Origin of the sequence: Tissierella carlieri (assembly GCF_018917285.1) — a bacterium.
GTDB lineage: Bacteria > Bacillota > Clostridia > Tissierellales > Tissierellaceae > Tissierella > Tissierella carlieri.
Genome location: NZ_JAHLOH010000005.1, coordinates 1 through 24,305, shown reverse-complemented (window position 1 = coordinate 24,305; position 24,305 = coordinate 1). Strand labels below are relative to the sequence as shown.

Here is a 24,305-nt window from a genome sequence, read left to right as displayed (position 1 = left end):
CTGACTTCCTTCAGATTCCACCTCACGATGGACACCCTTGTCTTAAGCTAACGGTTGGCACTATCAACCCCCGTATCGGACTTTCACCAACTAGTTTACGCCCATGCTGGGCGCACAACAATAAAAACAAGACCTCTTTCAAGGTCTTGTTTAATTATATTATGAGTTTGCAACCTCCATATTAAGTTCACCTTCCTGTTTTGCTATTACTGCTGTACAAACTGCATCACCAGTAATATTGGTAACTGTTCTACCCATATCTACAAGTCTATCTATACCTATGATTAACCCTATTCCTTCTATAGGCAAACCTATGGACTGTAGTACCATAGAAAGCATTATGGTCCCAGCCCCCGGCACTCCAGCCGTACCTATAGAGGCTAATGTAGCAGTAAGTATTACTGTCAATATCATCCCCATAGTTAATTCATATCCATATACTTGAGCTATAAAGAATACTGCTATACCCTGCATTATAGCTGTACCATCCATATTAATTGTTGCCCCTAATGGGATAGTAAAAGATGCAATATTCTTTGAAATACCCAATTCCTTCTCTGCTATTTCTAAAGATACTGGAACTGTAGCATTACTACTGGCTGTTGAAAAGGCTACTGACATAGCTGGCAAAAATTTTTTATAAAATGTCTTTGGTGATAAATCTGTAAATCCTTTTAAAAGACCTCCATATACAAAGAACATATGAATCAGCAATCCAACATATACTGTAAGTATATATTTAATCAAAGGTAATAGGCCAGAATATCCTACTGTAGCAAAGGTTCTTGCTATAAGTCCAAATACACCTATTGGCGCAAATAGCATTACTATTTCTACTAGCTTCATTATGAGGTCATTTAAATTAGTAAATAGTTTTATAAGAAACTCAACTTTTTTACCTAACAATGATAAACCTACTCCTGTTAATATGGCAAACACAATTATTTGAAGCATATTCCCCTCAGCCATGGCAGCAACTGGATTTCTTGGTACCATCTCATATAGAAGCTGAATAAGTGGTACTCTTGGGTTTATTGTAAGCTCTACTCTTTCTATAGCAGACATATCTAATCCTATTCCAGGTTTTAGGAAAAATCCTAATACTAATGCAATAACAATAGCCATAGCGGTAGTAGTTAAATAGAAACCTACAGTTTTCACCCCTACTCTACCCAGTTTCTTTACATCCCCCATGCTAGCAGCACCATTTACTAATGACACGAATACTAAAGGAACTACAAGCATCATTATTCCTCTTAAAAATACCTGGCCAATTAATTGAAAGATTCCATTGATTAAAATTGTATCTTTAATCACTCCGCTAGGTAATTTGAAAACTATAATTCCGGTAATTAATCCAAGTAAAAGTCCGATGAGCACCCGTGATGTAAGATTCATTTTTTTCTTAGCCATAATATCCCTCCCTAAAATATTTTATGTGCCATAAGTTGTGATTATTATCATTGTATTCTGTTCTGAATATTTTTTCAAGTTTAAATTATCAGAATATACTCCATTGCATGAAAATAGATGGGGAAACCCATCTATCTTTCATTTATCATATCTATAACCATTTTGTTTACAATTTGAGGATTAGCCTTACCTTTTGATGCTTTCATTATTTGGCCAACTAAAAATCCAATAGCTCTATCCTTACCATTTTTATAATCAATGATGGATTGTTCATTTTCATCCAGCACTTTTGCTACTATTTCCTTTAGTGCTCCTTCATCACTAATTTGAATTAGTCCTTGTTCTTTTACTATTATCTCAGGATCTTTACCTGTATCGAAGATTTCCTTTAATACTTTTTTACCAGTATTATTATTGATTTTTCCATCTTTAACAATGGTTATTAATTGGGCAAATGATTTAGGTGTAAGTGTAGTGTCTTGAATTTCAACTTCTTCATCTTTCAATCTTCTTAATACATCTCCCATAATCCAATTGCTAACCAATTTTGAATCATTAATATATTTAATAGTTTCTTCAAAGAAGAAAGCTAATTCTTTGGATGCTGTTAAGACTCCTGCATCATATTCAGAAAGATCGTAATCCTTTATAAATCTTTGCTTTTTATTATGAGGTAATTCTGGAAGATTATTTTTTATTTCTTCTATCCATTCATGACTAATTTCTATTGGAGCTATATCTCCGTCAGGTGCAAATCTATAATCTTCTACTCCACCTTTTCCCCTCATGGTTATTGTCTCATTTTTTGCATCATCCCATCTTCTTGTTTCTCTTATTGTATTCTTTCCTTCCTTTAAAAGAGCTATATGTCTTTGTTCTTCATATTCCATGGCCTTTACTGCTCCTCTAAAGGAGTTTAAATTCTTAACTTCTGTAATATTGGTTTTAGCTCCTGTTTCATTATCTACCACATTTATATTTACATCACATCTTAAGGAGCCTTCTTCCATCTTACAATCAGATACTTCAATATATTTTAATGTTGCTCTAAGCTTTTCAAGGAATAGTCTAGCTTCCTCTGGAGTATTCATATGAGGCTTTGTCACTATTTCTATTAGTGGTACTCCTGATCTATTATAATCAATTAGAGTATCTCCCTCTACTGCATGGATTTGTTTTCCTGTATCCTCTTCTATATGAATCCTTTGTAAGCCAATTTTTTTAGTTTCATTTTCTAATTCTATCTCTATATAACCACCATCGCATAAAGGCAAATCATCTTGGGAAATTTGATATCCCTTAACTAAATCTGAATAAAAATAATTTTTTCTATCCATTCTTGTTTTAGTGGTTATTTTTGAATTAAATGCAATTCCTGCTCTTATAGCATATTCTACAGCCGTTTTGTTTATCACAGGTAGTGCTCCTGGTAAACCGATACAAACAGGACAGCAATGAGTATTTGCTTCACCACCAAAGGCATTTACACAGCTACAGAACATCTTTGTTTTAGTAGCTAACTCAACATGAATTTCTAGCCCAATTATAGTTTTATAGCTCATTTTTTAGTCCTCCTTCAAATCCTAGACCCGTCTTTATGATATTCGCTTCCTTATATTTATCTCCAATAATTTGTAAACCTAGAGGAAGTCCATCTATATATCCACATGGTATACTCATTGCGCAGAGTCCTGCAAGATTAACAGGAACAGTAAATAAATCTGCTTTATACATAGATAGTGGGTCTTTTATCTTTTCTCCAAATTTGAATGGAAGCACTGGGGATGTTGGAGATAATATTACATCATATTTGCTAAAGGCATTACTAAAATCCTCTTTTATCAAAGTTCTTACCTTTAGTGCTTTTTTATAATGATCCTCTGCATATCCTTTCGTTAATGAATAAGTTCCTAACATTATTCTTCTCTTAACTTCTTCACCGAATGCCTCTGTTCTCGAATTGATATATAGTTCATCTAATGTTTCATATTCCTTAGCCCTATATCCATATCTAACACCATCAAATCTTGCTAAATTTGAACTAAGCTCAGATGTTGATATAATATAATAAGCTGCAAGGGCATAGTCTAAATGAGGTAAGGATATTTCATCTATTTCAGCACCTAAAGATTCAAATACTTTTATTGATTTATTAATTTCTTCCTTAATACGACTATCTATATCGTCCTTAAAGATTTCTTTCGGTATTGCTATCTTCATTCCCTTTAAGTAATTAGTATAATCTATTTCTTTTGGGAAACTACCAAATATTATAGTTCCTTCTGGATTTTTAAAAGATGTAGAATCTTTTTCGTCATATCCTGTTATAGAGGATAGCATAAGTACTGCATCTTTTACATCTCTCCCAAATACTCCCACTTGATCTAAAGTATTTGCCATAGCAACAGTTCCATATCTAGAAACTATACCGTATGTAGGCTTAATACCTACAACATCACAATAGGATGCAGGTTGTCTAATTGACCCACCTGTATCTGTACCTAAAGCCAAAGCTACTTCCCCAGCCTTTACGGCAGCAGCTGATCCACCTGAAGATCCTCCCGGCACTCTTTCTAAATCAATAGGATTTTTAGTTGCTCCAAAATAAGAAGTTTCCGTAGATGAACCCATGGCAAACTCATCCATATTAGTTTTCCCTATAATTATTCCATCTGCTGATTTAATTCTTTCTACAACTGTTGCATCATATGGAGGAATAAAATTTTCTAGCATTCTAGAACCACAGGTAGTTCTAAGATTTTTAGTCATAATATTATCCTTAACACCTATGGGGATTCCTGCTAATAGGCCTATCTTTTCTCCATTTTTTATTTTTTCATCTATCCTATCCGCAGCCTTTAAAGCTTCTTCTTTACTTAAAGTTATAAAAGCATTAATGCTTTTTTCTAACTCATCTATCTTATTAAAATGTGCTTCAATTAATTGCCTACTTGATACTTCCTTTTCATGTATCATTTGCTTCATTTCAAATGCGGACAATTTTGTAATATCCATTATCTCACCCCTTCTTATTCCACTATTTTTAATATTTTAAAATATCCATATTGTTCTTCTATAGCATTTTGTAATACTTCTTCTCTCTGCAATCCTTCTTTTACTGTATCTTCTCTTAGCTTTTGATTATAATCATATACTTGATATGTGGGCTCTATATTTTCTGTATCTATCTGATTTAACTTTTCTACATAAGCCAATACCTCAGAAAACTTATCTGTAAATTCATCTATTTCTTCTTCTGAAAACTTTAATTTAGCTAAACTAGCTACATGTTTTACATCTTCCTTAGAAATCATCATCTTACCCTCCTAATTAAACTTTACTTTTTATTTTACCACTTTTTATGATAAAAAATCAAACAATACTATAATGAGCCAGAGAAAACGTTCCCTGACTCATACCTATTATAATAACTCCTTCAACTTCTCCTGATCTATAATTTCAATACCTAATTCCAAAGCCTTAGTATATTTAGATCCTGGATCTTCTCCCACTATAACGTAGTCTGTTTTCTTGCTAACAGAGCCTGTCACCTTTCCACCCATTTTCTCTACCATATCCTTGATTTCATTTCTGCTGATTCCTTCTATTGTACCAGTGATAACTACAGTTTTCTCTGTGAATATGGATCGCTGTATTTCTATTTCTTCAAAGTATGGCCTTACTCCTTCAGATAATAATTTATCTAAACTTTCTAATATTCTTTCATCATGGAAAAATTCTAAAATGCTACCAGCTATAATCTCTCCAACTTCTCCTACTGTCAACAATTCTTCAAAGGTTGCATTTTTTAGATTATCTAAAGATTTAAAATGATTTGCTAAATCATTAGCGGTTTTTATACCTACATTATTTATTCCTAGAGCATATATAAATGATGCTAATGATATATGTTTGGATTTCTCAATAGCTTCAAGTAAATTCTTCGTCTTTTTATCCTTAAAACCTTCTAATTTGATTAAATCCTCATATTTCACTTCATATATCTGAGGTAAATCCATTATATTCAACTCTTCCAAAAACTTCTCCGCTGTCTTTTCGCTAAATCCCTCTATATTCATAGCATCACGACTAGCAAAATGAACTAATCTCGATACTAATTGGGGCTTACATGATAATGAATTGGGACAAAATATATGAACTCCATTCTGAATCAATTCAGAATCACAGGCTGGACAATGAGTTGGTTTTTCTATTTCCAAGGTTTCATCATCCGTTTTCAATGTTCCCAATATCTCTGGGATAACATCATTAGATCGTCTAATAAGAACTCTAGAATTTATCCTTACTCCTTTTCTTTCAATATCATCATAGTTATTTAAAGTAGCTCTCTTAACTGTAACTCCTCCTATTTCTACCGGTTCAAGTATTGCAGTGGGAGTCACCTTAGATGTTCTTCCTACATTCCATATTACCTCTAATAGTTTTGTTGTAGTTTCTTCTGCCTCAAACTTATAGGCTATTGCCCATCTAGGAAATTTATTGGTATATCCAAGAACCGTTCTAGTTCTCATATCATCTATTTTTATAACTAATCCATCCGTTAAAATATCTAATTTATGTCTTTCTTCTTTTATTATTTCTATTTCTTTGATTACATCCTCTATAGAATCAAATTCCTTTATATATGGAAAAACAGGAAATCTATTTTGCTTTAAGAATTCTAAGCTTTCCATATGATTTTGAAATATTCTTCCTTCTATATATCCAATATTATAAAAATAAGCTATAAGATTTCTCTCTGCAGTTATCTTAGAATCTAAATTTCTTAAAGCTCCTGCTGCTGCATTTCTAGCATTTTTAAGGGGCTCTAAGGCATGTTTATTATACTCTTCTAATGCAGATAATGGCATTAGCCCTTCTCCCCGTACCTCCATAGTTCCTTTGAATTCTATCTTTAAAGGGATGGATTTTATGGTTTTAATCTGAGGAAGAATAGCTTCTCCAATAGTTCCATTTCCCCTTGTAGCACCCTGTACTAGAAACCCATCTCTATAGGTAAGATTTATAGCAAGTCCGTCAAATTTATATTCCACTATATATTTAGGATTAGGTAATTTATCGTCATTAGACAAATTATATTCTTTTATGGTTTTTCTAACCCTATTATCCCAGCTAATTAGCTCCCCTTCATTTTGACTCTTATCCAAACTCCATAGCTTGCCTAAATGAGCATGTTTTTCAAACTTATCTACTAATTCACCACCTACTCTTTGGGTTGGAGAGTAAGGATGTATAATTCCTGTTTCCTTCTCTAATTTCACTAACTCATCATATAACAAATCATATTCCTTATCAGATATTTTAGGATCGTCTAAGGTATAGTAATGATAATTTAAGTCACTGATTATCTCTATAAGTTCGTTTATTCTTTTCTCATTATTCATAATATCACCTCAATATTTCTATAGGAGCAATAGATAGCAATAATCGTTTTAATCCTTCCCCCTCAAAAGATATAACTAATTCCTTATCATTATCTCTATCCTTTATTTGAACTATAGTTCCTATACCAAATTTCTTATGTTTTACTTTATCTCCTACACTTACATCTAGATTTTTATCCCCTTGAGGTTTAGGTTGTGCTTGTATTATAAATGGTCTAGGAACAACTTTATCTCTATTTGATGTAAAATCTTTGATGGATACTAGTTGTTCTTTGATATTTTTCTTTTCTTTTTTCTCTATAGCATCTCCCATTTCCTCAATAAATCTAGAAGGCAGAGTATAATTTACATTTCCATAAATTGTCCTTACTCTTGCATTAGTTATAAATAATAGCTTTTCTGCTCTAGTTACAGCAACATAACAAAGTCTTCTCTCTTCTTCTAATTCTGATTCATTATCTACTGCTCTAGTTATAGGAAATAATCCATCCTCCATGCCTACTAGAAACACAGCTGGAAACTCTAATCCCTTAGCACTATGTACTGTCATCATTGTAACTACATTTGTAGTGTCAGAGGTCTTATCTACATCTGATAGTAAAGCTACATTGGCTAGAAATTCTTCTAAATTACTTTCTCCCGTTCTCATTTCAAAATCTATTGCAACAGATATAAACTCTTTAATATTTTCTATTCTTGTTTGAGCCTCTATTGTATTCTCTCTTTCCAATTCCCTTATATATCCTGTTGTATTAATAACTTCTTCTATAAAATCCTTTACTCCCATTACTTCCTTCATAGCCATAAGTTTATTCATCATATCTACAAATGGCTTCAAGCTATTCTTCGCTCTTCCATTTAAGTCACTTATACTGTCCAAGGATAATAAAGCTCCATATATAGAATCATTTGTCTCTGATGCAAATTCTTCTACCTTATCTATAGTTGCATTACCAATTCCCCTTTTAGGAACATTAATTATTCTTTTAAGTGAAATATTATCTACAGGATTTTGTAATACCTTCAAATAAGCCACTATATCCTTTATTTCTTTTCTATCATAGAATTTAAGTCCTCCTACTATTTTATAAGGAATATTTTTTCTAATGAAGGAGTCCTCAAATGAACGTGATTGAGCATTTGTTCTATAAAGGATAGCAAAATCAGATAGACTATATCCTTGAGAGATTAATTCTTCAATTTTACTAGCCACAAATAACGCTTCATCCTCTGAATCTGGCAATTCTTCATAATATATAGGTTCTCCTCCATGATTTTCAGTCCATAGATTCTTATCTTTTCTCTCAGAGTTATTTTTTATTACTTTATTTGCTAAATTAAGTATATTTTGTGTGGACCTATAGTTCTGCTCTAACATTATGGTTGTAGAATTTTGAAAATCCTTCTCAAAGTTTAAGATATTAGTGATGTCAGCTCCCCTCCATCCATAGATAGATTGATCGCTATCCCCTACAACACATATATTATTATGTTTTCCTGATAATAATATGGTAAGCTCGTATTGAACCTTATTTGTATCCTGATATTCATCTACAAATACATATTTGAATTTTCTTTGATAATAATCTAAGACATCAGAATTTGACTTTAAAAGTTGTACTGTTTTTATTATCAAATCATCAAAGTCTAATGCATTATATTGCTTAAGCTTTTCCTGATATAAAGAATATAATTCCCCGATATTTCTTAAATAAAAGTCCTTATAATTTTGATTTATAAATTTATCTGGATCTGTCATAGCATCTTTTAGTTTACTAATTTGGGCCAAAACCGAAGATTCTTTATATGTGTCCTTGTCAAGATTTTTCTCTTTTATACATTCTTTTATTAATGTTATCTGATCATCTCTGTCATATATTGTAAAGGATCTATTATATCCAATCTTATCAATATCACGTCGAAGTATCCTAACACATATTGAGTGGAATGTCCCCATCCACATAGTATCTACATTGGCAGATAGAAGCCTTCCTACTCTCTCCTTCAGCTCATTTGCAGCTTTATTAGTGAAGGTTATTGCCAAAATATTTCCCGGGAAAATCCCTTTTTCTTCTATTAAATATGCTATTTTATGAGTAACTACTTTAGTTTTACCTGATCCTGCCCCTGCTAAAATAAGCAGGGGACCATCTGTATGTAATACAGCTTCCCTCTGTCTATCATTCAATCCATTTAGGTAATCCACTCTCTCACACCTTTCTAAACATTTGTTTCCTTCTTTTCTATTATATAGTATTGACCATGAAATTTCCATTAAAAAAGTAGCAATCAAGGATTGCTACTTTTTCAGTAAACTCAAAATATGTGAAACTATATTAATAAAAATTATTTAATAGACTCTGCGATTTTTATTAATTCGCTTTTACCAATTTCTCCTCTTTCTGATAAGCTATAAAGTATTCCATTATATTCCCAATCAATACTTTTTTCATCTATCATGATGGCATTTTCATTATTAACTTTTACTTCCTCTAATTTTCCATCTGTTGCCATTCCATATGCTGTTTCTTCATCTGATATCCTCTGATGCATGTTAATATATTTTCCTGTATTTTGATTAATAAAATATAGTTCAATATACTTACTATTTTTTACAATATCTTCCTTACCTTTATAAAATTCTGCTCTGTCGAATTCATAGCCCTCTGGTAAATAGCTTGGAAGAATTATATTGAAACAGGTATAATCACTTAATTTATTAACATCCTTAACTACAAAATACTTTTCTTTATTCAATACTTCTTCTTCCCTAACAGATATTATCTCTCCACTATCCATATCTATGCGGGCAATTTCTTCACCATCAGCCATATATATTTTTCCAGATCCTATAAATTCTTCTGAAAATACTTCTAACATATTTCCATCTTTATCAAATATTTTCCCTTTTAAGTTTTCTGGAATAGGATAGGTCCTTTTTTGTGGTTCATATTGTACAGCTTCTATATTCTTAAGAGATATAATCTTTACTATCTTATCTATAACTTCTTGTGCAAATGATGTTTTTATCATTGAAATACTCAGTATTCCTATTAATAAAAAAGATGCAACTTTAGTAATAGGATATTTAATTTTCTTTAATCTCTTCATTTCATTCTCTCCTCTATACTCATTGATATTTTTTAAAGCTCTATCAAACACTTCTTTTTTATTACTATTCTTACTAAAATCTTTATAAGCTAAAACCTCAGCTATTTTCAAAATTTCTTTATATTCTTCTGAATCTATACTATTTAAACCATTCATCCCATTAAAATAATCATCTATCTCTTTAGAACATCCATCTTGAATATTTCTATCATTCACATTTATTCCTCCTTCTCCAATTCCTTTTTTAATTTTTTCATTGTTCTATAAAGTATTATACCTACATTGCTTTCTGTAAGACCCAATATTTCTGCAATTTCTTTGTTTTTCAGCTCTGCTCCAAATTTAAGTGATACAATACTTTTTTCCCTTGTATTCAATCTCCTCAATGCCTTTAACAGTTCATCATTTGTTTCTGAAATCTCTACTATTTCTTCTGGTGTTTTCATCTTTGATATTAATTCCTTTACTCCATCAATAGAAAAAATATTATATTTTTTTCTACTTCTAAAATAATCATTTACTATGTTCTTAGCTATAGCAAAAATCCAAACTTCAAAGGGTGATTTGTCCTTAGAAGATTTCTCTATATTGACCATTGCTTTTAAGAATACCTGACTAGTCAAATCTTCTGCTGCATAATGGCAACTAACCTGATAATATATGAAGTTATACACCCTTTTATAATAAGCTTCAAAGATATAAGAAAAGTCTTGTTGATTATATATATTTTCTTTAGTCTTTTCTGCATTGAGGGTATCCACTAAAGTCAGTCGATACATATCAAACCTCCTCCTTAAATTCTATATTTGGCGCCAAATATTTTCATTCATATGTTAATACGTAAAATTCTTCCTTTCATTACACAAAATTTGAAATTTTTTATTTATATTTAAGTATAATTAATTATATTTAAGTATGATTAATTATAAAATATTTTTATGCAAGCATAAAAATATGAGTTATATCAAAATGATTAAAAAAATCATTTTGATATAACTCATATTGAAAATCATAGGCTATTTCTAGATTGTTTTTTTAATTTGTCTTATGGATATTTAATATAGCTTCCCTATCAGCTTATGGTCAGTTTTATCAAATAGATATAGTTTAGTCTCATCTATAAAAATTTTAATTTTATCTCCTACGTTTTTATTCACTTCATAAGGTACCCTTGCAATTAGTTTCTCATCACTAATTTGAATATGAATATGAGTTTCTGCTCCCATATGTTCAACGATATCTACTATACCTACAAGCTCTTGGCAGTTTTTAATTGGTTCAATATGAATATATTCAGGTCTAATCCCTAAAATCATCTCATTTTGTTGTTCCTTCATATTTAATAAAAGCTTTGAAATCTTAAGTTTTAGTTTTTCATTTCCAAACTTCATATAAGCATTTTCATCGTCTATTGATATTTTTACATCTATAAAATTCATTTGAGGTGTTCCTATAAAACCTGCAACAAAAGTATTTATAGGATTATCATAAATCTCCATCGGGCTTGCAACTTGCTGAATTAATCCATCCTTCATCACTACGATCTTTGTTCCCATAGTCATCGCTTCTGTCTGATCATGAGTTACATATATAAAGGTTGTAGCAAGTTCTTTATGGAGTTTTATTATTTCTGTTCTCATCTGTACTCTTAATTTAGAATCTAGATTTGATAATGGTTCATCCATTAAAAACACATTAGGATTCCTTACAATAGCCCTTCCTAAGGCTACTCTCTGTTGCTGTCCTCCGGATAATGCCTTCGGTTTTCTGTCTAGTAATTCTTCAATTTTAATTAATTTCGCTACAAATCTAATCTTTAAATCAATTTCTTTCTTTGGTATTTTCCTAAGCTTTAAACCCATTGCCATATTTTCATACACTGTCATATGAGGATAAAGGGCATAATTTTGAAATACCATAGCTATATCTCTATCCTTTGATGCAACTTTATTAACTTTTTTTCCATCTATAACTAAATCCCCATTAGTAATGTCTTCAAGACCTGCCACCATTCTAAGAACTGTCGATTTTCCACAACCAGAAGGACCAACCAATACAATAAATTCCTTATCTTCTATCTCAAGATTAAAATCCTTTACTGCAAGTACATTTCCTGGATATACTTTTTTTATATTTTTAAATACTACTTCTCCCATATTTATCTCTTCCTCCCAGTACTTCATTATTGATCATTCTTATTATAAGTACAAATGTAATTATGCCTAATATGAAAAATGCCAAAGTAAGTAATTTTACTTTATTCAAAGTCATATCATAAAAATATCCATAACTACTTAGATTTATTTTTATAGAATCAGTTAGTGTTTGATAAAATTCAAAATCAAAAATATCATTAATTGGTAAGTATTTTCCAGGGATATTGAATTGAAATTTTATAATCCATTGTAATAAAAATATTCCACCAAATATTAATAATACTAATTTAATAGCTTCTTCAAGAATTTCACTTATCCTTAGATATATAATCTCCTTTAGATAATATATCTCAAGTTCTTTCTTTACACACCTGTTTATCATTTTTATTCTTCTTAGAAAGATTATTGCTATTAATATAAACAATAAAGAAACTATAAATAGCTTAGTTCCTCTATGCCACTCTATGAGAACTCTATTGGTATCGGAATAATCCATTATGTTTAATGCTTCTTTATTTATCTCTGGAATTCTAAACTTTAAATAGTCTATAAACTTATCTTTATAAAACTCGTCTTCAATACTTGCAGGTTTTTGTATAGAAATAATAGAAATATAATTATCTAGGTTGTTTTTTGCATATTCATAATCTATATATACTATATCCTTTTTATCTCTTATAAGCATATTACTTCCATTGATTTTATAAATATCTATAATTTCATAACTCTCGCCTTCTATTTCTATCATCTTCCCTATTGGATTAACTCCTCCATACCTTTCTTTGGCTAATCTATCACTTATTATAATCTGATTTTCATTAAGAAAAATATTTTCTCCATATATAAATTCCATTGATTCCAACTCATAATAATTTTTATCGATTCCCATAGCTGTTAAAGACTTTTCATTTAATACCGTGTCCTTTTCTATATATAAAACATATTTATAACTTTCATTGATATATTGTTCTTCTGACAAAATAAAAGGTAGAGCCTCACTGTCCTTATCAAATGATAACTCCACTCGTTGCGGGATCAAAGAAAACTCATCAATTAAACTTTTCTGAAAGAAGAACATAAAAGCAAGTATAACTATCAACCCTAATACCAATACAATTTCCTTTTTATTCCTCATAATCAGCACCTCTATTATCCAATACTCTTACGATTATTCCATCTATAATCGGTTTTGTAGATCTTTCAATAATCTGAGTTTCGGGAGAGAACCCACCTTGAATTGCTGCTTCTATTCCATTGTCTGCAATTACAGTAACTGTCATTTTTACTGCTTCTAGCCTCTCTCTTCTGGATTTTTCCTTCATTACTGTGTATATATATTTATTCTGTCCTCCTCCATAAATACAAGAAATTGGTATAATATTTGTATAATATCCTAAAGATGGGCTTGTATAATCACTAGGGTCGGATTTCATATCTCCACTTTTTATTCCAACTACTTCTACGGCAGGCATCATAATATAAGTGATCTTTTGAGTAAGTAAAGTAAATACTAACATAATAATCATAAAAATTTTAATTATTTTTAAAATATTCTCCTTGCCTTTCCCTTTCCTTTCTTTATTATACTCTTCATCTATTTTGATAAAACTTGTAATACCTATGCCATGAACTAAATCTTCATAGGAAAATTGATATAGGAGAATAGGCAGTATACTGAATAAAATTCCACAAGTAAAAGATATATTTCTAAATCTTTTGCTAGCATTTAAGGTGACTGCTAAGGGCATATCAATAGTATCTTTAATAAATACTAATGGCTGTTCAACCATAGACCAATAATTTATGAAGAGTAATATAGTCAATGCAGAAATTATTGATTTACATAGAGGTGCTGCTATTCGTAAAAAAACACTAAACTCATTTAATCCATCTATCTTTCCTGCATCATATATTTCATTGTTTATTCCTCTCATATATTGGGCCATCAATATGGTTCCAAATGTGGAAAATATATTGGGAATTATTACAGCTATAGGCTTGTCTATTATATTCAATGTTTCTAAAGTAATATATTGGGCAACTATAGTTGCTTGAAAGGGCATAAGCATCAGCACTATATATAACCAATATAAAATATTTTTGCTTTTAAACTTAAATCTAGTAAAGCCATATGCACTTAATAGTGCGAAAGGTATATTAATACCTATAATCACAAATGTATATATTATAGAGTTCCAAAATCCTATAAAGAAATCTTCCGTTTGAAACAATGCTTTCCCATATTGTACTAGTGAAAAATTTCCATCTATGCTTTTAAAGGAATAAATTATCATAATCAAAATAGGGAGAATACATATCAATGAAAAAGAATAGATAAACATATTTTTAAATATTTTTTTAGCCATATTCCCCCTCCTAATGATTTAAATATTTATCTTGAAATTTTAAAAATCCTATTATAAGCAATGAAATCCCAACAACTACTATAAACGCAGCAGTACTTAATCTTTGATAATTTAATTTATAAAAATTATTGTTCATAAAGTTTTGCAGCAGATAAGCTGTATTTGGCGGTGTATTCCCATATAATGCATAAACTTCACGAAACATTGAAAAGGAGTTGATTATGCTTAAGATTACTACAAAGAATATAATGGGAGCTATAAGGGGAACTACTATTTTAGCTGCATATATTAAATTAGAATTTGAATCCAACAGAAATGCTTCTTTATATTCTTTTTCTAAAGATGTAATTGCTCCTGTAAAGATGATTAGCATATATCCTGTATTTTTAATTATATAGATTAATATTAAGGTTTTCATAGCGTTGTCTTCTCCAAAAAAGGAAACTGATTGATTGTTAAAAAAAACTAATATCTCATTTACTATACCATTATTTCCTAAAACAACTTGCCAGCCCATAAGAGCTGAAGCAACTGGAACTATCATAGGAGATAACATTGCCCATCTAGGAAATCTATATAATTTCTCTGACATCATAATACTTAAAGACAGAGAAAGCATAGTAACTATGGGAACTCCTATAATAATAAATTTTAGAGTATTCTTTGCAGCTAATAGGAAAGCTGGATTATTAAAAAGTTCTCTAAAGTTGGATAGTCCAACAAATTGAATATCTGAAATTCCCTTCGTAAATGTATAGTATAGACTTAAGAAAAAAGGTATGATATAAATTATGAGAACTCCCAATAATCCTGGCAAAATAAAATATAATCCAGATTTTCTATCCTCCAATTTCCTCAGCTCCCTTTAATGGCATATTGACATTTCTATTTTCAAATAACTCTTGGTATATATGGTTATTCTCCGACAAATAGTCATGCTCTCCACTATCTATAATCTTTCCGTCTCCAAAAACAAATATCTTATCACTCTCCATGATAGATGATATTTTATGACTAATAAGTAATATAATAGATTTTTTACTGTATTCTTTCATGATTCTTATAATATCTTTCTCAGCCTTACCATCAAGATTTGCTGTGATTTCATCAAATATATATATTGGTGTATCTCTAAGTAATGCTCGAACTATACTTAATTTTTGCTTTTGTCCGCTTGATAGTGTAGAGCCTCCTTCTCCTATAATTGTTCTATATCCTTCAGGCAAAGCTTTTATAAATTCATCTAAACCAACCTTCTTGCACATATCCTTTATATCTTCCTCTTTTAAAGACTCATCAGCCAATCTTATATTATTTATAATTGTATCATTAAAGAAAAATTCCTCTTTTTGAACATATGTAATATAACTCCTTATAGAATCATAGGGAAGTTCAGAATAGTTTTTCTCATTTATACAAATACTTCCTTTTTCTACATCATATAATCTAATTAATAATTTTGCAAATGTACTCTTACCACAGCCATTTGAACCTACAATACTATATAAACCAAATCTGTCAATAGAAATATCCATGTTATTTAAAACATTTTCTTTTTCATGGTCATAGGTAAATGCGATATCTACACATTCCAAAACAGGCTTTTCTTCTTTTTCATATATTGCTTTATTACCAACCTCTGAATCCTCACTCATTACTTCAATAATCCTATTTAAAGATACTGCTACTTCTTGAAGACTAATATTTATATTAAATACTTGTGATATGGCAGAAAATAATTTATTTATATAAGTATTAAAAGATACCATCAAACCAATTGTTAAAATTCCATCCTTTATTAATAGGGCAGATAAATATATTACATAAAGGGAAGAAATCACTGTAATCAAACTATGGGCTAATTGTATAATATTTCCCAAATGTATGGATCTCCGTAAAAGCTTAAATTCTTTATTAATATAGCTTTTATATTTGTTATTAATTTTATCTTCTAACCGAAAGCTTTTGATCCCCGTATTATTTGAAAAAATTTCATTTTGGAAGCTAAAATATTCATCACTAAATTTTTTTCCTCTTTCTGCCAGCTCTTTAAAATATTTTCTAGCGATATATGTAACTAGAAAAGTTGCAGGTATATAAAATATTGCAACAGAAGATAGGCGAATAGAAATAGTTATTACAAAGTATAGAGAAACTGCAATATTAACAATTATATGCAGTATACTTGTAATTAAGTTGATTCCAAATGAAACTATGCTGTCGGTATCTCCATTTAGTCGAGAGATAAATTCTCCTGTTTCATATTTGTTATACGCTAAAGTTCTCATTCTTATCATTTTATCGAACAATTCTATTTGAGCATTTTTAGATAGTTTAAAATTAACAACTTGTCCTATATATCCCTCCAATATACTTAATAAATTAGTAAATAATGTTATAAAGAAATAAAGAATAATAATTTTAAATAATAAATCCATATCCCCCAATGTAATACTGTCCAGCATTTTGCCATATAAATAAGGGCTTATGTTTGCAACTAAAGACCCGATAAATATCAATACTATAATTAAAACCAAATACTTTTTACCTGTATAAATATACCTTTTAAAAAACCATTTCAGTTTTTCTTTATCTGTTTTATTTATATCCATGTTAGAATCACATCCTAAATATCATTTAAATAGTGATAAATATATTAAATTTGCCTAACTTAAATTTAAGTTAGGCAAATTTTTATTAATAAGTAAAATATATTGTCTATGCCTCAATTATATTAGTCATTATCTTTCTTGTTTCAAAATCCAACCACCAATTCTTGCCTTCCCACCTATACTTCTTAGCCATATTATCCCACCAAGAATTAAACTCATGAACTGTTTTTCCATAATCTTTTATTAACTTATCATAGAGTTTCTGATTGTCTGCCTCAACTATTTTAGTAAGATTTTCAAGTGCTATTTTCTTTTCAAATAAATCTTCTATTTCTTTAAACTCCCCATCATTTAGTTTCCAAACCTCTTTAGCTTTCATTTTGTCATTCCTTTCTTCTCACTCTAATTATTCTACTCATTTAGCCTAATCATTACATTTTCTGCCGCCCTTTTTAATGCTTCATAAAAAAGTGTTATTTCTCCATTCATATATAATCCTATCGGTTCTGAAATACTTAGTCTAAGGTAACCCATATTGTATAGATAATCGATTTTATGAAAGCTTTCTATTTATAGATTTGTTTTATTTTACTAATAGTAAAGCGAAAGCTTATCAGTTTGCTTAGACAATTCCAATGAACTTTTTCCAACAATTAGAACAAATTATTATTTGCAATAGGACCTGCCCCTCTTGCACATGTTTCTGCACAATTCATAGTACATGCATCGCTACATGTACCTACACATGCAAATCCACAAGCATATCCACAACTGTATTTGCAAGTTGCTGTACAAGATGATGAACAATTTGTATAATCCTTAGTTGATATTAAGTTTTCTAAATTATTTTTAAAACATTTACTTTGGTATGACATTATAATCTCCCCCTTATTAATTATTCATTTCCCAATTATACTTCTTAACCATATTATCCCACCAAAAATTAAATTGGTGAACTGTTTTACTATAATACTTTATTAACTTATCATAAAGCTTCTGATTATCTGCATCAACTATTTTAGTAAGATTTTTAAGTGCTATTTTCTTTTCAAATAAATCTTCAATTTCTTTAAACTCTTCACCATTTAATTTCCAAATCTATTTGATTTTCATTTATACCTTTCTTATTACTCTAATTCCCCTATTCATTTAGCCTAATCATTACATTTTCTTCCGCCCTTTTCAATGCTTCATCAAGTGTTATTTCTCCATTCATATATAATCCTATCGGTTCTGAAATACCTAGTCTAAGGTAACCCATATCGTATAGATAGTTGATTTTATGAGAGTTTTCTAGCATAGCATTATTATATCCGTCTATATTGCTACCTGAAAGACGATGCATATATATGGCATCTGCTATCATTCTATCAACGCCTTTTTTACTAATAGGTATTCCTGTTCTATCTCGTGATGAAATAAACTGAATATCTTCTTCCAGTAAAAAGCTTAAAAACTTCCATGCATTTTCTTTCCTTTCGGAACGGTTATTTATCGAGTACATCATCATACTATAGCCAGTCCTATTATCATTTTTTTCTCCAATAAAACTTGGTATCACTCTGCTACTATTTGTCTTATTATATTCATTAAAATGAAATAATCTATCAGCATGATAAATACTTCTGTTAAATGTTAAAGCTAGTAATGAACCATGAAGTCTATCAGTCAAATTGTATTCCGCGTTACCAAGTACAAAATTTTTACTCTTACTGCAGTCTTTAAACTTTATCAAAAGGTCTTTAAACCACTGCTGATTTAAATTTACTTCTTTAGTTTCTAGATTAATAAGGTCTGGCATATTAGCTATAAGCAGATATTCCTCGAAAACATCCCAAGGACTTTTTCCTTCCATTTCTAATGTAAATAAATGTCTATCTGGAGCTTTTTCTTCTATTATCTTTACAATGTCTAATACTTCTGACCAAGATATATTGGTAAAATCTATATTAAGTCCTAATTGCTTTTCTAAATCTTCATTTAATTCATATTGATAAAACATATAATTAATAGGTAATCCCCTTATAGCGTTATTAATCTTAAGAGCATTTAATACATCCTTGTTTAAATCTTTGTAACTTTTATCCTTCTCTATTAAATCTGTTAAATTCATAAAGGCATCTGTTGCTAAAATATTATGGATTTCAATTCCTACTCCTCCCGTATGAACAATATCTCCTATATTTCCTTGGATAATGTCCAAAGTCAATTTAGATACACATTCTTCAGCATTTTCACCAAACTCATTTTCATTGTTATAGGTATAGTTATATTCAATATGTTCATCTGGATATTTAAGTTCATATCGTTTAATAGCTTCGTCCATAAAATCATTTCTATATGAATCAGTTATAATGACCGTTGTCTCTCTTTTCGGTCTTTCTCCTTCTTGTTTTGTATATAAATAATAGGAGCTTTTTATATCACTTAATTCAATGACGGTATCCCTCATCACCTTAGTTTTTAAAGAATAATAGATATCTCCATCTTTTTCCACCATAAAGTCCTTTATATCGTAATCATCTAACAAATATGTGGAATCTTTTCCAAATTCAAATATTGATTCTTTGAAACTTCCATCTTTAGCATGGAATACATTTAAATTTTTGTCAAATCCATATATAAATTCTCCATCTTCCGAAAAACGTATAGGATTTAATCTATAAGATATATTTCTAAATATTTCAGTTCCTTTTTCTGAATCAACCATGTAAAATCCATATGGCAAAGATGTAGAACCTTGTGTGGTAAATATACATCTCCCCTTATTATCTACATCAAAGCTACTTACACTTTCATATGAATATTTCAGCTCTCCCTCTTTTGTGAATATATGTAGAGTTGGTTGCGTATTAGTCTGAGCAGATAGATATATATAATCATCACTAACTCTCATGTGTTCAACCATTATATATGAATCATCAACAATCTTTCCTTTAAAATCCTTTAATTCTATATTCCCTTTTTTATTTCCCTTATTATCAAAAGAGCTAGCTATTATTTGCTTAATATTACTATCATATTTTATATTCCAAATTTCATCTTCATTGATGAGCCAATATCCACCCCTCAACGTAATATTATCCGGAATCTCATAAATATTTTCTTTAGACTTTATGTCTTGTAAAGAATCACCTTTAAATCTGACTATTTTCCCATTGTATTTAAATATTTTATCATAACCATTTCCTTCAAATATTGATTCATCTGCAAACTCTTCAACATAATAAAATTTATCAGTTTCTTTTTTTTCATTATCTTTGCTTTCTTGAAATGTTTCATCTCCGTTGCCATATTTATTTTCTTTATTATTATCTTTGTTTCTAATGATAATAAATACACCCGTTACAAGTATAATCAATAGTAATATTGATAATAAAATTGCTCTTTTTTTGTTATTTTCCACCATATCTCATTCCTTTAACTAATTTTTTTAAATCTAATTATATGTAGTTTAGTCGACTTGAAAATCAAGTCGACTAAACTTTCTTTGGTAATTACAGCAAATTATTATTTGTTATTGGGCCACTTCCACTTGCACAAGTCCTAGCACAACCATGAGCACAACTGTTTGAGCAACCACCACCACATGTGCTTATGCAACTATCATCACATGTTCCTGAACAGTCGCCAGTACAATCTGTTGCACAACGACTTTGACAACTATCCCCACATCTTGTATTACAACTTCCTGTACAACCTTTCCCACATGAATCCATTGGTGTAATAGGATTGCTAATTATATTTTGTCTAATCTTACTATTGTATGACATAGATTCTCTACCTTTCTAATTATATTTGTGAAGTCCTAATGGACCTATCACCTTGTTAATATCCCTTTTTCCCAAACTTTTCTTTAGTTTTAAATCTTGATGTTTAAACCTGATATTTATAATAACCTGCGAACTCACTATTGTTTTTAAAAAACTTTGATATTGGATCTAAATAATCATTTTCTTTTATTTCCAATGTATTTTTACTAGGTATTATTGAACAATTCTTAAACTTACTTTTTAAATCTAAAGAAACTACTCTCTCTATATGACTTTTCCTACACTGAAATGATGGTGAAACATTATACTCTTTTGTATTTTTTTTATTAATATAAACGCAATCCCTACATTGATATGCATCACAGATTCTACAAAGATTATTATTCTCAATCCCATATAAGTAACTGCCATATTCCTTTATAATTCCTTCTGTAACTTCTCCAATAAAACCATCTTCAATATTTGAAAAATCAGCACAACAAGTATATATTTTACCTAATGGAGATAATACGAATGTATTTTCTCCTGCCTGACAATTATCATGTTTGTCCAAAAACAAAATATCTGTTAATATGTTTATCTCCTTGAACCTCCCTTCATTTTCCCATATTTTTATAATTTTATCACTTATCATTTCCATCTGCTGTCTATATTCTTCTTCATTAAAATGCCTATCTAATTCTGTTATATTTATATTAATCCTATTCGAAAATTTGATTAACTCATCAATTGCTTCATTTAATTTTTTTATTTCATCTTCTCTTACATTTAATATTATATTGTCAATAAATATTTTTTCATTCCAAACATTCTCCATATCATATACTGGTAAAATTCGTCTAAATTCTTGTTTTTGTGCTAGATTATAATACTTTATAGGAACTATATGCAATATGTCATAACCTATATATTCTTCTTTTGTTCTCAAAGTTTTTCCACTTTTTCCATGAACAAATATTGGCATCATAAAATTTTCTTGTGCATAATTTAAACCTTCAAGAATTACACTATCACTCATTTCATTATCATTTTGATTTTGATTTTCATGGCAACAATAAGTTATATAGTCGTCTGACAATAAAAAGTAAAATGACTTTTTATTTATCTTATTATTTTCTCTTTCTATTCCATGCACATTATATAACTTAGAAAAAAAGTAATTATTCGCTCTGACTCTAGCCTTATGCATATTACATATATATTTAGCACGGTAAAAATTAGTAGGTACTGGAGCTTCATCATAATTAAAGCCTTGGCAAAAACCACAGCCTGTAGCTATATCACAATTTAAGCACTCAGAATCACTTTGAATCCGATTAGTAGATAGTACAAAAGGTCTAACCTTTTCCATGTCTATTCCATTCTTTATATCACCTACTGACCATTCTTCATGATTATTTAATGAGTACCCATAGTACCTGATGCAAGGGTAGATATTCCCATTTGGTGACAATGCAATCATCTTTCCAGCTCCGCAATAAGTCTTATCCATATCTTCTTCGTCATAAGGATATCCTATTGTTTCATCAAAGAAAGAACAGTGATAGCCTTTGTCATATAATTTATTGTCTATTACGTAGTCTGCCAAATTTTTTAATTGCTCCTCTAAAACCTTATCATCACCCTTTTTCCATACATTTTCAAAAACAACATTAGCATTGACTTCTTTTATGCCTCTATTCCATAAAGATAAAACACTGTCATATAATAAAGGCAAATCATCACTTGCAAAAGTTACCTTCGTTGCCCCTCTAAATTGCCTTAACCATAAATCAATATTGTCATTTATTTTATCAAAGGAACCTGAACCATCAGGAAAAATCCTTTGCATATCATGTTTTTCCTTAGTTCCATCTACTGATATAGTTATGGACATTTTATTAAGATTTTTCTTAATGAGTCTTTGAACTTCAAGCGAGGAGTAATTAACTCCATTAGTACAAATGCTTATTCTATAGTTCCAATACCAATCATGATCTAATTCAAATGCTCTTAGCTTAAAATAATCTGCTATTCTATCAATAAGATTGGCTTCTATTAATGGTTCTCCACCAATAAATTCTAAGATTACAGCTTCTGAATATCTCATCTCATCAGTTGTAAGTAGACGATCAATAAAAGCTTTAGCAGTATCAAAATCCATCTTATTATCAGATTTTTTGTGAGTTATATAACAATACTTGCACCTCAAGTTACAATCATCAGTAACTACGAATGTAACTGTCTGTGCTCTATCAGCGTGCCAGCTCCCAATAGACTTTCCAAAGGTATAATTATCGCTATTCATTTTTCTCCTCCTCATTTATTCTTATATATACATAAACTATATATATTTATCCACTTTCCCTATAGAACTACAAAAATCATACTAACAATTATTTCCACTTGTTAAGTTATGGTCATTATATCCTACTACAAAAAAGCTGTCAACCCATTGAATTCACTATCTTCTCGACAAACTTCGATATATTTTGTCAAATAAACACAAACTAGTCAAATTTACATTTATAAATCCTAACTAGCTTCTATCTTAATCCAATTCTTTAATTACATACTCACGTCTAAATTACTTACGTAAGCGTTAAATAGACCACATCTCTCAATGATATAATCTATTTCGTGTCATCTTCTTTGGTAGAAAATTTGTATTTATTCTAGCATATAGATGTTTTAGTTAAACCTTTATTCCATGGATAATCTAATTTGCTAGATTTTGCCTTGATAAGTCTATTCCAAAGTTTTCTATCTGCTTCTTTCATCCGAAATACCTATTTCGTCAATATTAAAGAGATTATCTTATGAAAATGGATAGATTAAAATGTGGGCTAATTTATCCTATTTTCAAAGAAAAAAGAACCCATCACGAGTTCTTTCAATTATATTATCTAGCTGATTTGAGTCTTGCAATATCTCTCCAATTTTCTGCAGTGTTTATCTCTATTCTTGATATATTAGATTTTATATCTGCAAGTTCTTGTTTTACTTCATGTTTAAACTCTGTTAAATCAGCAGTTTGTTCTATTACTGCTTCTAATTTTATAAGAATTTGTTTTTGTCCATCTTCTAGACCTCTTTGTCCTAATTCTAAGCTCTTTTGCCTTTCTTCTAGGTTCTTTTGTCCCTTTTCTAGACTTTCTAACTTCTCCAACACTAATCTTTGAAATTCATCAGTAGTCATCAGCACAAACCTCCCTTTATCCTTATTCTCCATTATATCCCTAAATATAATTATATATTAACAATAATTATTATACAATGAAATTTCATTCCATAATTCAACTTTGATCTTCTAATAATAATATTCATTGTTTATGTCCATTCCCAATGCTATAATAAGAGTAAATTTAAAGAGGCTCTGTAAACTAAATATGAAAAAATAGTACAATATCTTCATAGAATTGCTCTAAGTTTCTTTGGATTGCTCTAAATTTCGCTTTGCATATGATAAAGCTTCGTCTATGAAATCATC

The 24,305-nt window shown here is 29.8% G+C and carries 21 protein-coding genes; all 21 read right to left on the bottom strand.

Features of this window, described 5'->3' with window-relative positions:
• Positions 1–159 precede the first annotated feature (159 nt).
• The 21 genes from KQI38_RS00580 to KQI38_RS00485 all read right to left on the bottom strand — a co-directional run bounded on the left by KQI38_RS00580 (position 160) and on the right by KQI38_RS00485 (position 24,014).
• Entirely contained in the window at positions 160–1,413 is a 1,254-nt protein-coding gene (locus KQI38_RS00580; protein WP_216554256.1) for a dicarboxylate/amino acid:cation symporter, read from the bottom strand.
• Between the two features lie 131 nt (positions 1,414–1,544).
• On the bottom strand, positions 1,545–2,975 hold the full coding sequence (gatB, locus tag KQI38_RS00575; RefSeq protein ID WP_216554254.1) for an Asp-tRNA(Asn)/Glu-tRNA(Gln) amidotransferase subunit GatB: 1,431 nt from the start codon (positions 2,973–2,975) through the stop codon (positions 1,545–1,547).
• On the bottom strand, positions 2,965–4,428 hold the full coding sequence (gene gatA / locus KQI38_RS00570) for an Asp-tRNA(Asn)/Glu-tRNA(Gln) amidotransferase subunit GatA (protein ID WP_216554252.1): 1,464 nt from the start codon (positions 4,426–4,428) through the stop codon (positions 2,965–2,967). Before gatA ends, gatB begins: the two co-directional genes overlap by 11 nt.
• A 14-nt stretch (positions 4,429–4,442) precedes the next feature.
• Positions 4,443–4,730 carry an Asp-tRNA(Asn)/Glu-tRNA(Gln) amidotransferase subunit GatC gene (gene gatC, locus KQI38_RS00565; protein WP_094899847.1) on the bottom strand — a complete coding sequence of 96 codons (288 nt, stop codon included), beginning with the start codon at positions 4,728–4,730 and terminating at the stop codon, positions 4,443–4,445.
• A gap of 105 nt (positions 4,731–4,835) precedes the next feature.
• Entirely contained in the window at positions 4,836–6,818 is a 1,983-nt protein-coding gene (gene ligA / locus KQI38_RS00560; RefSeq protein ID WP_216554250.1) for an NAD-dependent DNA ligase LigA, read from the bottom strand.
• Positions 6,819–6,822: 4 nt separating this feature from the next.
• Entirely contained in the window at positions 6,823–9,093 is a 2,271-nt protein-coding gene (gene pcrA, locus KQI38_RS00555; RefSeq protein WP_246565481.1) for a DNA helicase PcrA, read from the bottom strand.
• Positions 9,094–9,164: 71 nt separating this feature from the next.
• A complete protein-coding gene (locus tag KQI38_RS00550) occupies positions 9,165–10,145 on the bottom strand; it encodes a DUF4367 domain-containing protein (protein ID WP_216554248.1) in 981 nt (326 codons plus the stop codon).
• 2 nt (positions 10,146–10,147) lie between these two features.
• Positions 10,148–10,708, bottom strand: a complete 561-nt coding sequence (locus KQI38_RS00545) for a sigma-70 family RNA polymerase sigma factor (RefSeq protein ID WP_216554246.1) — start codon at positions 10,706–10,708, stop codon at positions 10,148–10,150.
• Positions 10,709–10,984: 276 nt separating this feature from the next.
• Entirely contained in the window at positions 10,985–12,085 is a 1,101-nt protein-coding gene (locus KQI38_RS00540) for an ABC transporter ATP-binding protein (RefSeq protein ID WP_216554244.1), read from the bottom strand.
• Positions 12,066–13,220, bottom strand: coding sequence for an ABC transporter permease (locus KQI38_RS00535; RefSeq protein ID WP_216554242.1), 1,155 nt, complete (start codon positions 13,218–13,220; stop codon positions 12,066–12,068). The genes KQI38_RS00540 and KQI38_RS00535 overlap by 20 nt, the downstream gene beginning before the upstream one ends.
• Positions 13,210–14,451, bottom strand: coding sequence for a carbohydrate ABC transporter permease (locus KQI38_RS00530; protein WP_216554240.1), 1,242 nt, complete (start codon positions 14,449–14,451; stop codon positions 13,210–13,212). The genes KQI38_RS00535 and KQI38_RS00530 overlap by 11 nt, the downstream gene beginning before the upstream one ends.
• 10 nt (positions 14,452–14,461) lie before the next feature.
• Complete coding sequence (locus tag KQI38_RS00525; protein ID WP_216554237.1) at positions 14,462–15,301, bottom strand: carbohydrate ABC transporter permease; 840 nt, start codon at positions 15,299–15,301, stop codon at positions 14,462–14,464.
• On the bottom strand, positions 15,291–17,063 hold the full coding sequence (locus tag KQI38_RS00520; protein ID WP_216554235.1) for an ABC transporter ATP-binding protein: 1,773 nt from the start codon (positions 17,061–17,063) through the stop codon (positions 15,291–15,293). The genes KQI38_RS00525 and KQI38_RS00520 overlap by 11 nt, the downstream gene beginning before the upstream one ends.
• Positions 17,064–17,169: 106 nt before the next feature.
• The gene (locus KQI38_RS00515; RefSeq protein WP_216554233.1) at positions 17,170–17,442 is read right to left on the bottom strand and encodes a CXXX repeat peptide modification system protein; all 273 of its coding nucleotides are present in this window, start codon (positions 17,440–17,442) and stop codon (positions 17,170–17,172) included.
• A gap of 32 nt (positions 17,443–17,474) precedes the next feature.
• The gene (locus KQI38_RS22190) at positions 17,475–17,597 is read right to left on the bottom strand and encodes a hypothetical protein (RefSeq protein WP_276515530.1); all 123 of its coding nucleotides are present in this window, start codon (positions 17,595–17,597) and stop codon (positions 17,475–17,477) included.
• 119 nt (positions 17,598–17,716) lie between these two features.
• Positions 17,717–17,938 (bottom strand): hypothetical protein, encoded by a 222-nt coding sequence (locus KQI38_RS00510; protein ID WP_216554231.1) that lies wholly within the window; start codon positions 17,936–17,938, stop codon positions 17,717–17,719.
• A 16-nt stretch (positions 17,939–17,954) separates the two neighbouring features.
• The gene (locus KQI38_RS22745) at positions 17,955–18,161 is read right to left on the bottom strand and encodes a CXXX repeat peptide modification system protein (RefSeq protein WP_216554258.1); all 207 of its coding nucleotides are present in this window, start codon (positions 18,159–18,161) and stop codon (positions 17,955–17,957) included.
• Between the two features lie 43 nt (positions 18,162–18,204).
• Entirely contained in the window at positions 18,205–20,469 is a 2,265-nt protein-coding gene (locus KQI38_RS22550) for an ABC transporter substrate-binding protein (RefSeq protein WP_216554229.1), read from the bottom strand.
• A gap of 91 nt (positions 20,470–20,560) precedes the next feature.
• The gene (locus KQI38_RS00495; protein ID WP_216554227.1) at positions 20,561–20,836 is read right to left on the bottom strand and encodes a hypothetical protein; all 276 of its coding nucleotides are present in this window, start codon (positions 20,834–20,836) and stop codon (positions 20,561–20,563) included.
• A 103-nt stretch (positions 20,837–20,939) separates the two neighbouring features.
• Positions 20,940–23,123, bottom strand: coding sequence for a radical SAM peptide maturase, CXXX-repeat target family (locus KQI38_RS00490; protein WP_216554225.1), 2,184 nt, complete (start codon positions 23,121–23,123; stop codon positions 20,940–20,942).
• Between the two features lie 594 nt (positions 23,124–23,717).
• Complete coding sequence (locus KQI38_RS00485; RefSeq protein ID WP_216554223.1) at positions 23,718–24,014, bottom strand: hypothetical protein; 297 nt, start codon at positions 24,012–24,014, stop codon at positions 23,718–23,720.
• Between the last annotated feature and the right edge of the window lie 291 nt (positions 24,015–24,305).

Bases quoted from the DNA above. Each gene is read 5' to 3' on its own strand.
- KQI38_RS00580 (WP_216554256.1), bottom strand. From the start codon at position 1,413: ATGGCTAAGAAAAAAATGAATCTTACATCACGGGTGCTCATCGGACTT.
- gatB (WP_216554254.1), bottom strand. From the start codon at position 2,975: ATGAGCTATAAAACTATAATTGGGCTAGAAATTCATGTTGAGTTAGCT.
- gatA (WP_216554252.1), bottom strand. From the start codon at position 4,428: ATGGATATTACAAAATTGTCCGCATTTGAAATGAAGCAAATGATACAT.
- gatC (WP_094899847.1), bottom strand. From the start codon at position 4,730: ATGATGATTTCTAAGGAAGATGTAAAACATGTAGCTAGTTTAGCTAAA.
- ligA (WP_216554250.1), bottom strand. From the start codon at position 6,818: ATGAATAATGAGAAAAGAATAAACGAACTTATAGAGATAATCAGTGAC.
- pcrA (WP_246565481.1), bottom strand. From the start codon at position 9,093: ATGGAAATTTCATGGTCAATACTATATAATAGAAAAGAAGGAAACAAA.
- KQI38_RS00545 (WP_216554246.1), bottom strand. From the start codon at position 10,708: ATGTATCGACTGACTTTAGTGGATACCCTCAATGCAGAAAAGACTAAA.
- KQI38_RS00540 (WP_216554244.1), bottom strand. From the start codon at position 12,085: ATGGGAGAAGTAGTATTTAAAAATATAAAAAAAGTATATCCAGGAAAT.
- KQI38_RS00535 (WP_216554242.1), bottom strand. From the start codon at position 13,220: ATGAGGAATAAAAAGGAAATTGTATTGGTATTAGGGTTGATAGTTATA.
- KQI38_RS00530 (WP_216554240.1), bottom strand. From the start codon at position 14,451: ATGGCTAAAAAAATATTTAAAAATATGTTTATCTATTCTTTTTCATTG.
- KQI38_RS00520 (WP_216554235.1), bottom strand. From the start codon at position 17,063: ATGGATATAAATAAAACAGATAAAGAAAAACTGAAATGGTTTTTTAAA.
- KQI38_RS00515 (WP_216554233.1), bottom strand. From the start codon at position 17,442: ATGAAAGCTAAAGAGGTTTGGAAACTAAATGATGGGGAGTTTAAAGAA.
- KQI38_RS22190 (WP_276515530.1), bottom strand. From the start codon at position 17,597: ATGGGTTACCTTAGACTAAGTATTTCAGAACCGATAGGATTATATATG.
- KQI38_RS00510 (WP_216554231.1), bottom strand. From the start codon at position 17,938: ATGTCATACCAAAGTAAATGTTTTAAAAATAATTTAGAAAACTTAATA.
- KQI38_RS00495 (WP_216554227.1), bottom strand. From the start codon at position 20,836: ATGTCATACAATAGTAAGATTAGACAAAATATAATTAGCAATCCTATT.
- KQI38_RS00490 (WP_216554225.1), bottom strand. From the start codon at position 23,123: ATGAATAGCGATAATTATACCTTTGGAAAGTCTATTGGGAGCTGGCAC.
- KQI38_RS00485 (WP_216554223.1), bottom strand. From the start codon at position 24,014: ATGACTACTGATGAATTTCAAAGATTAGTGTTGGAGAAGTTAGAAAGT.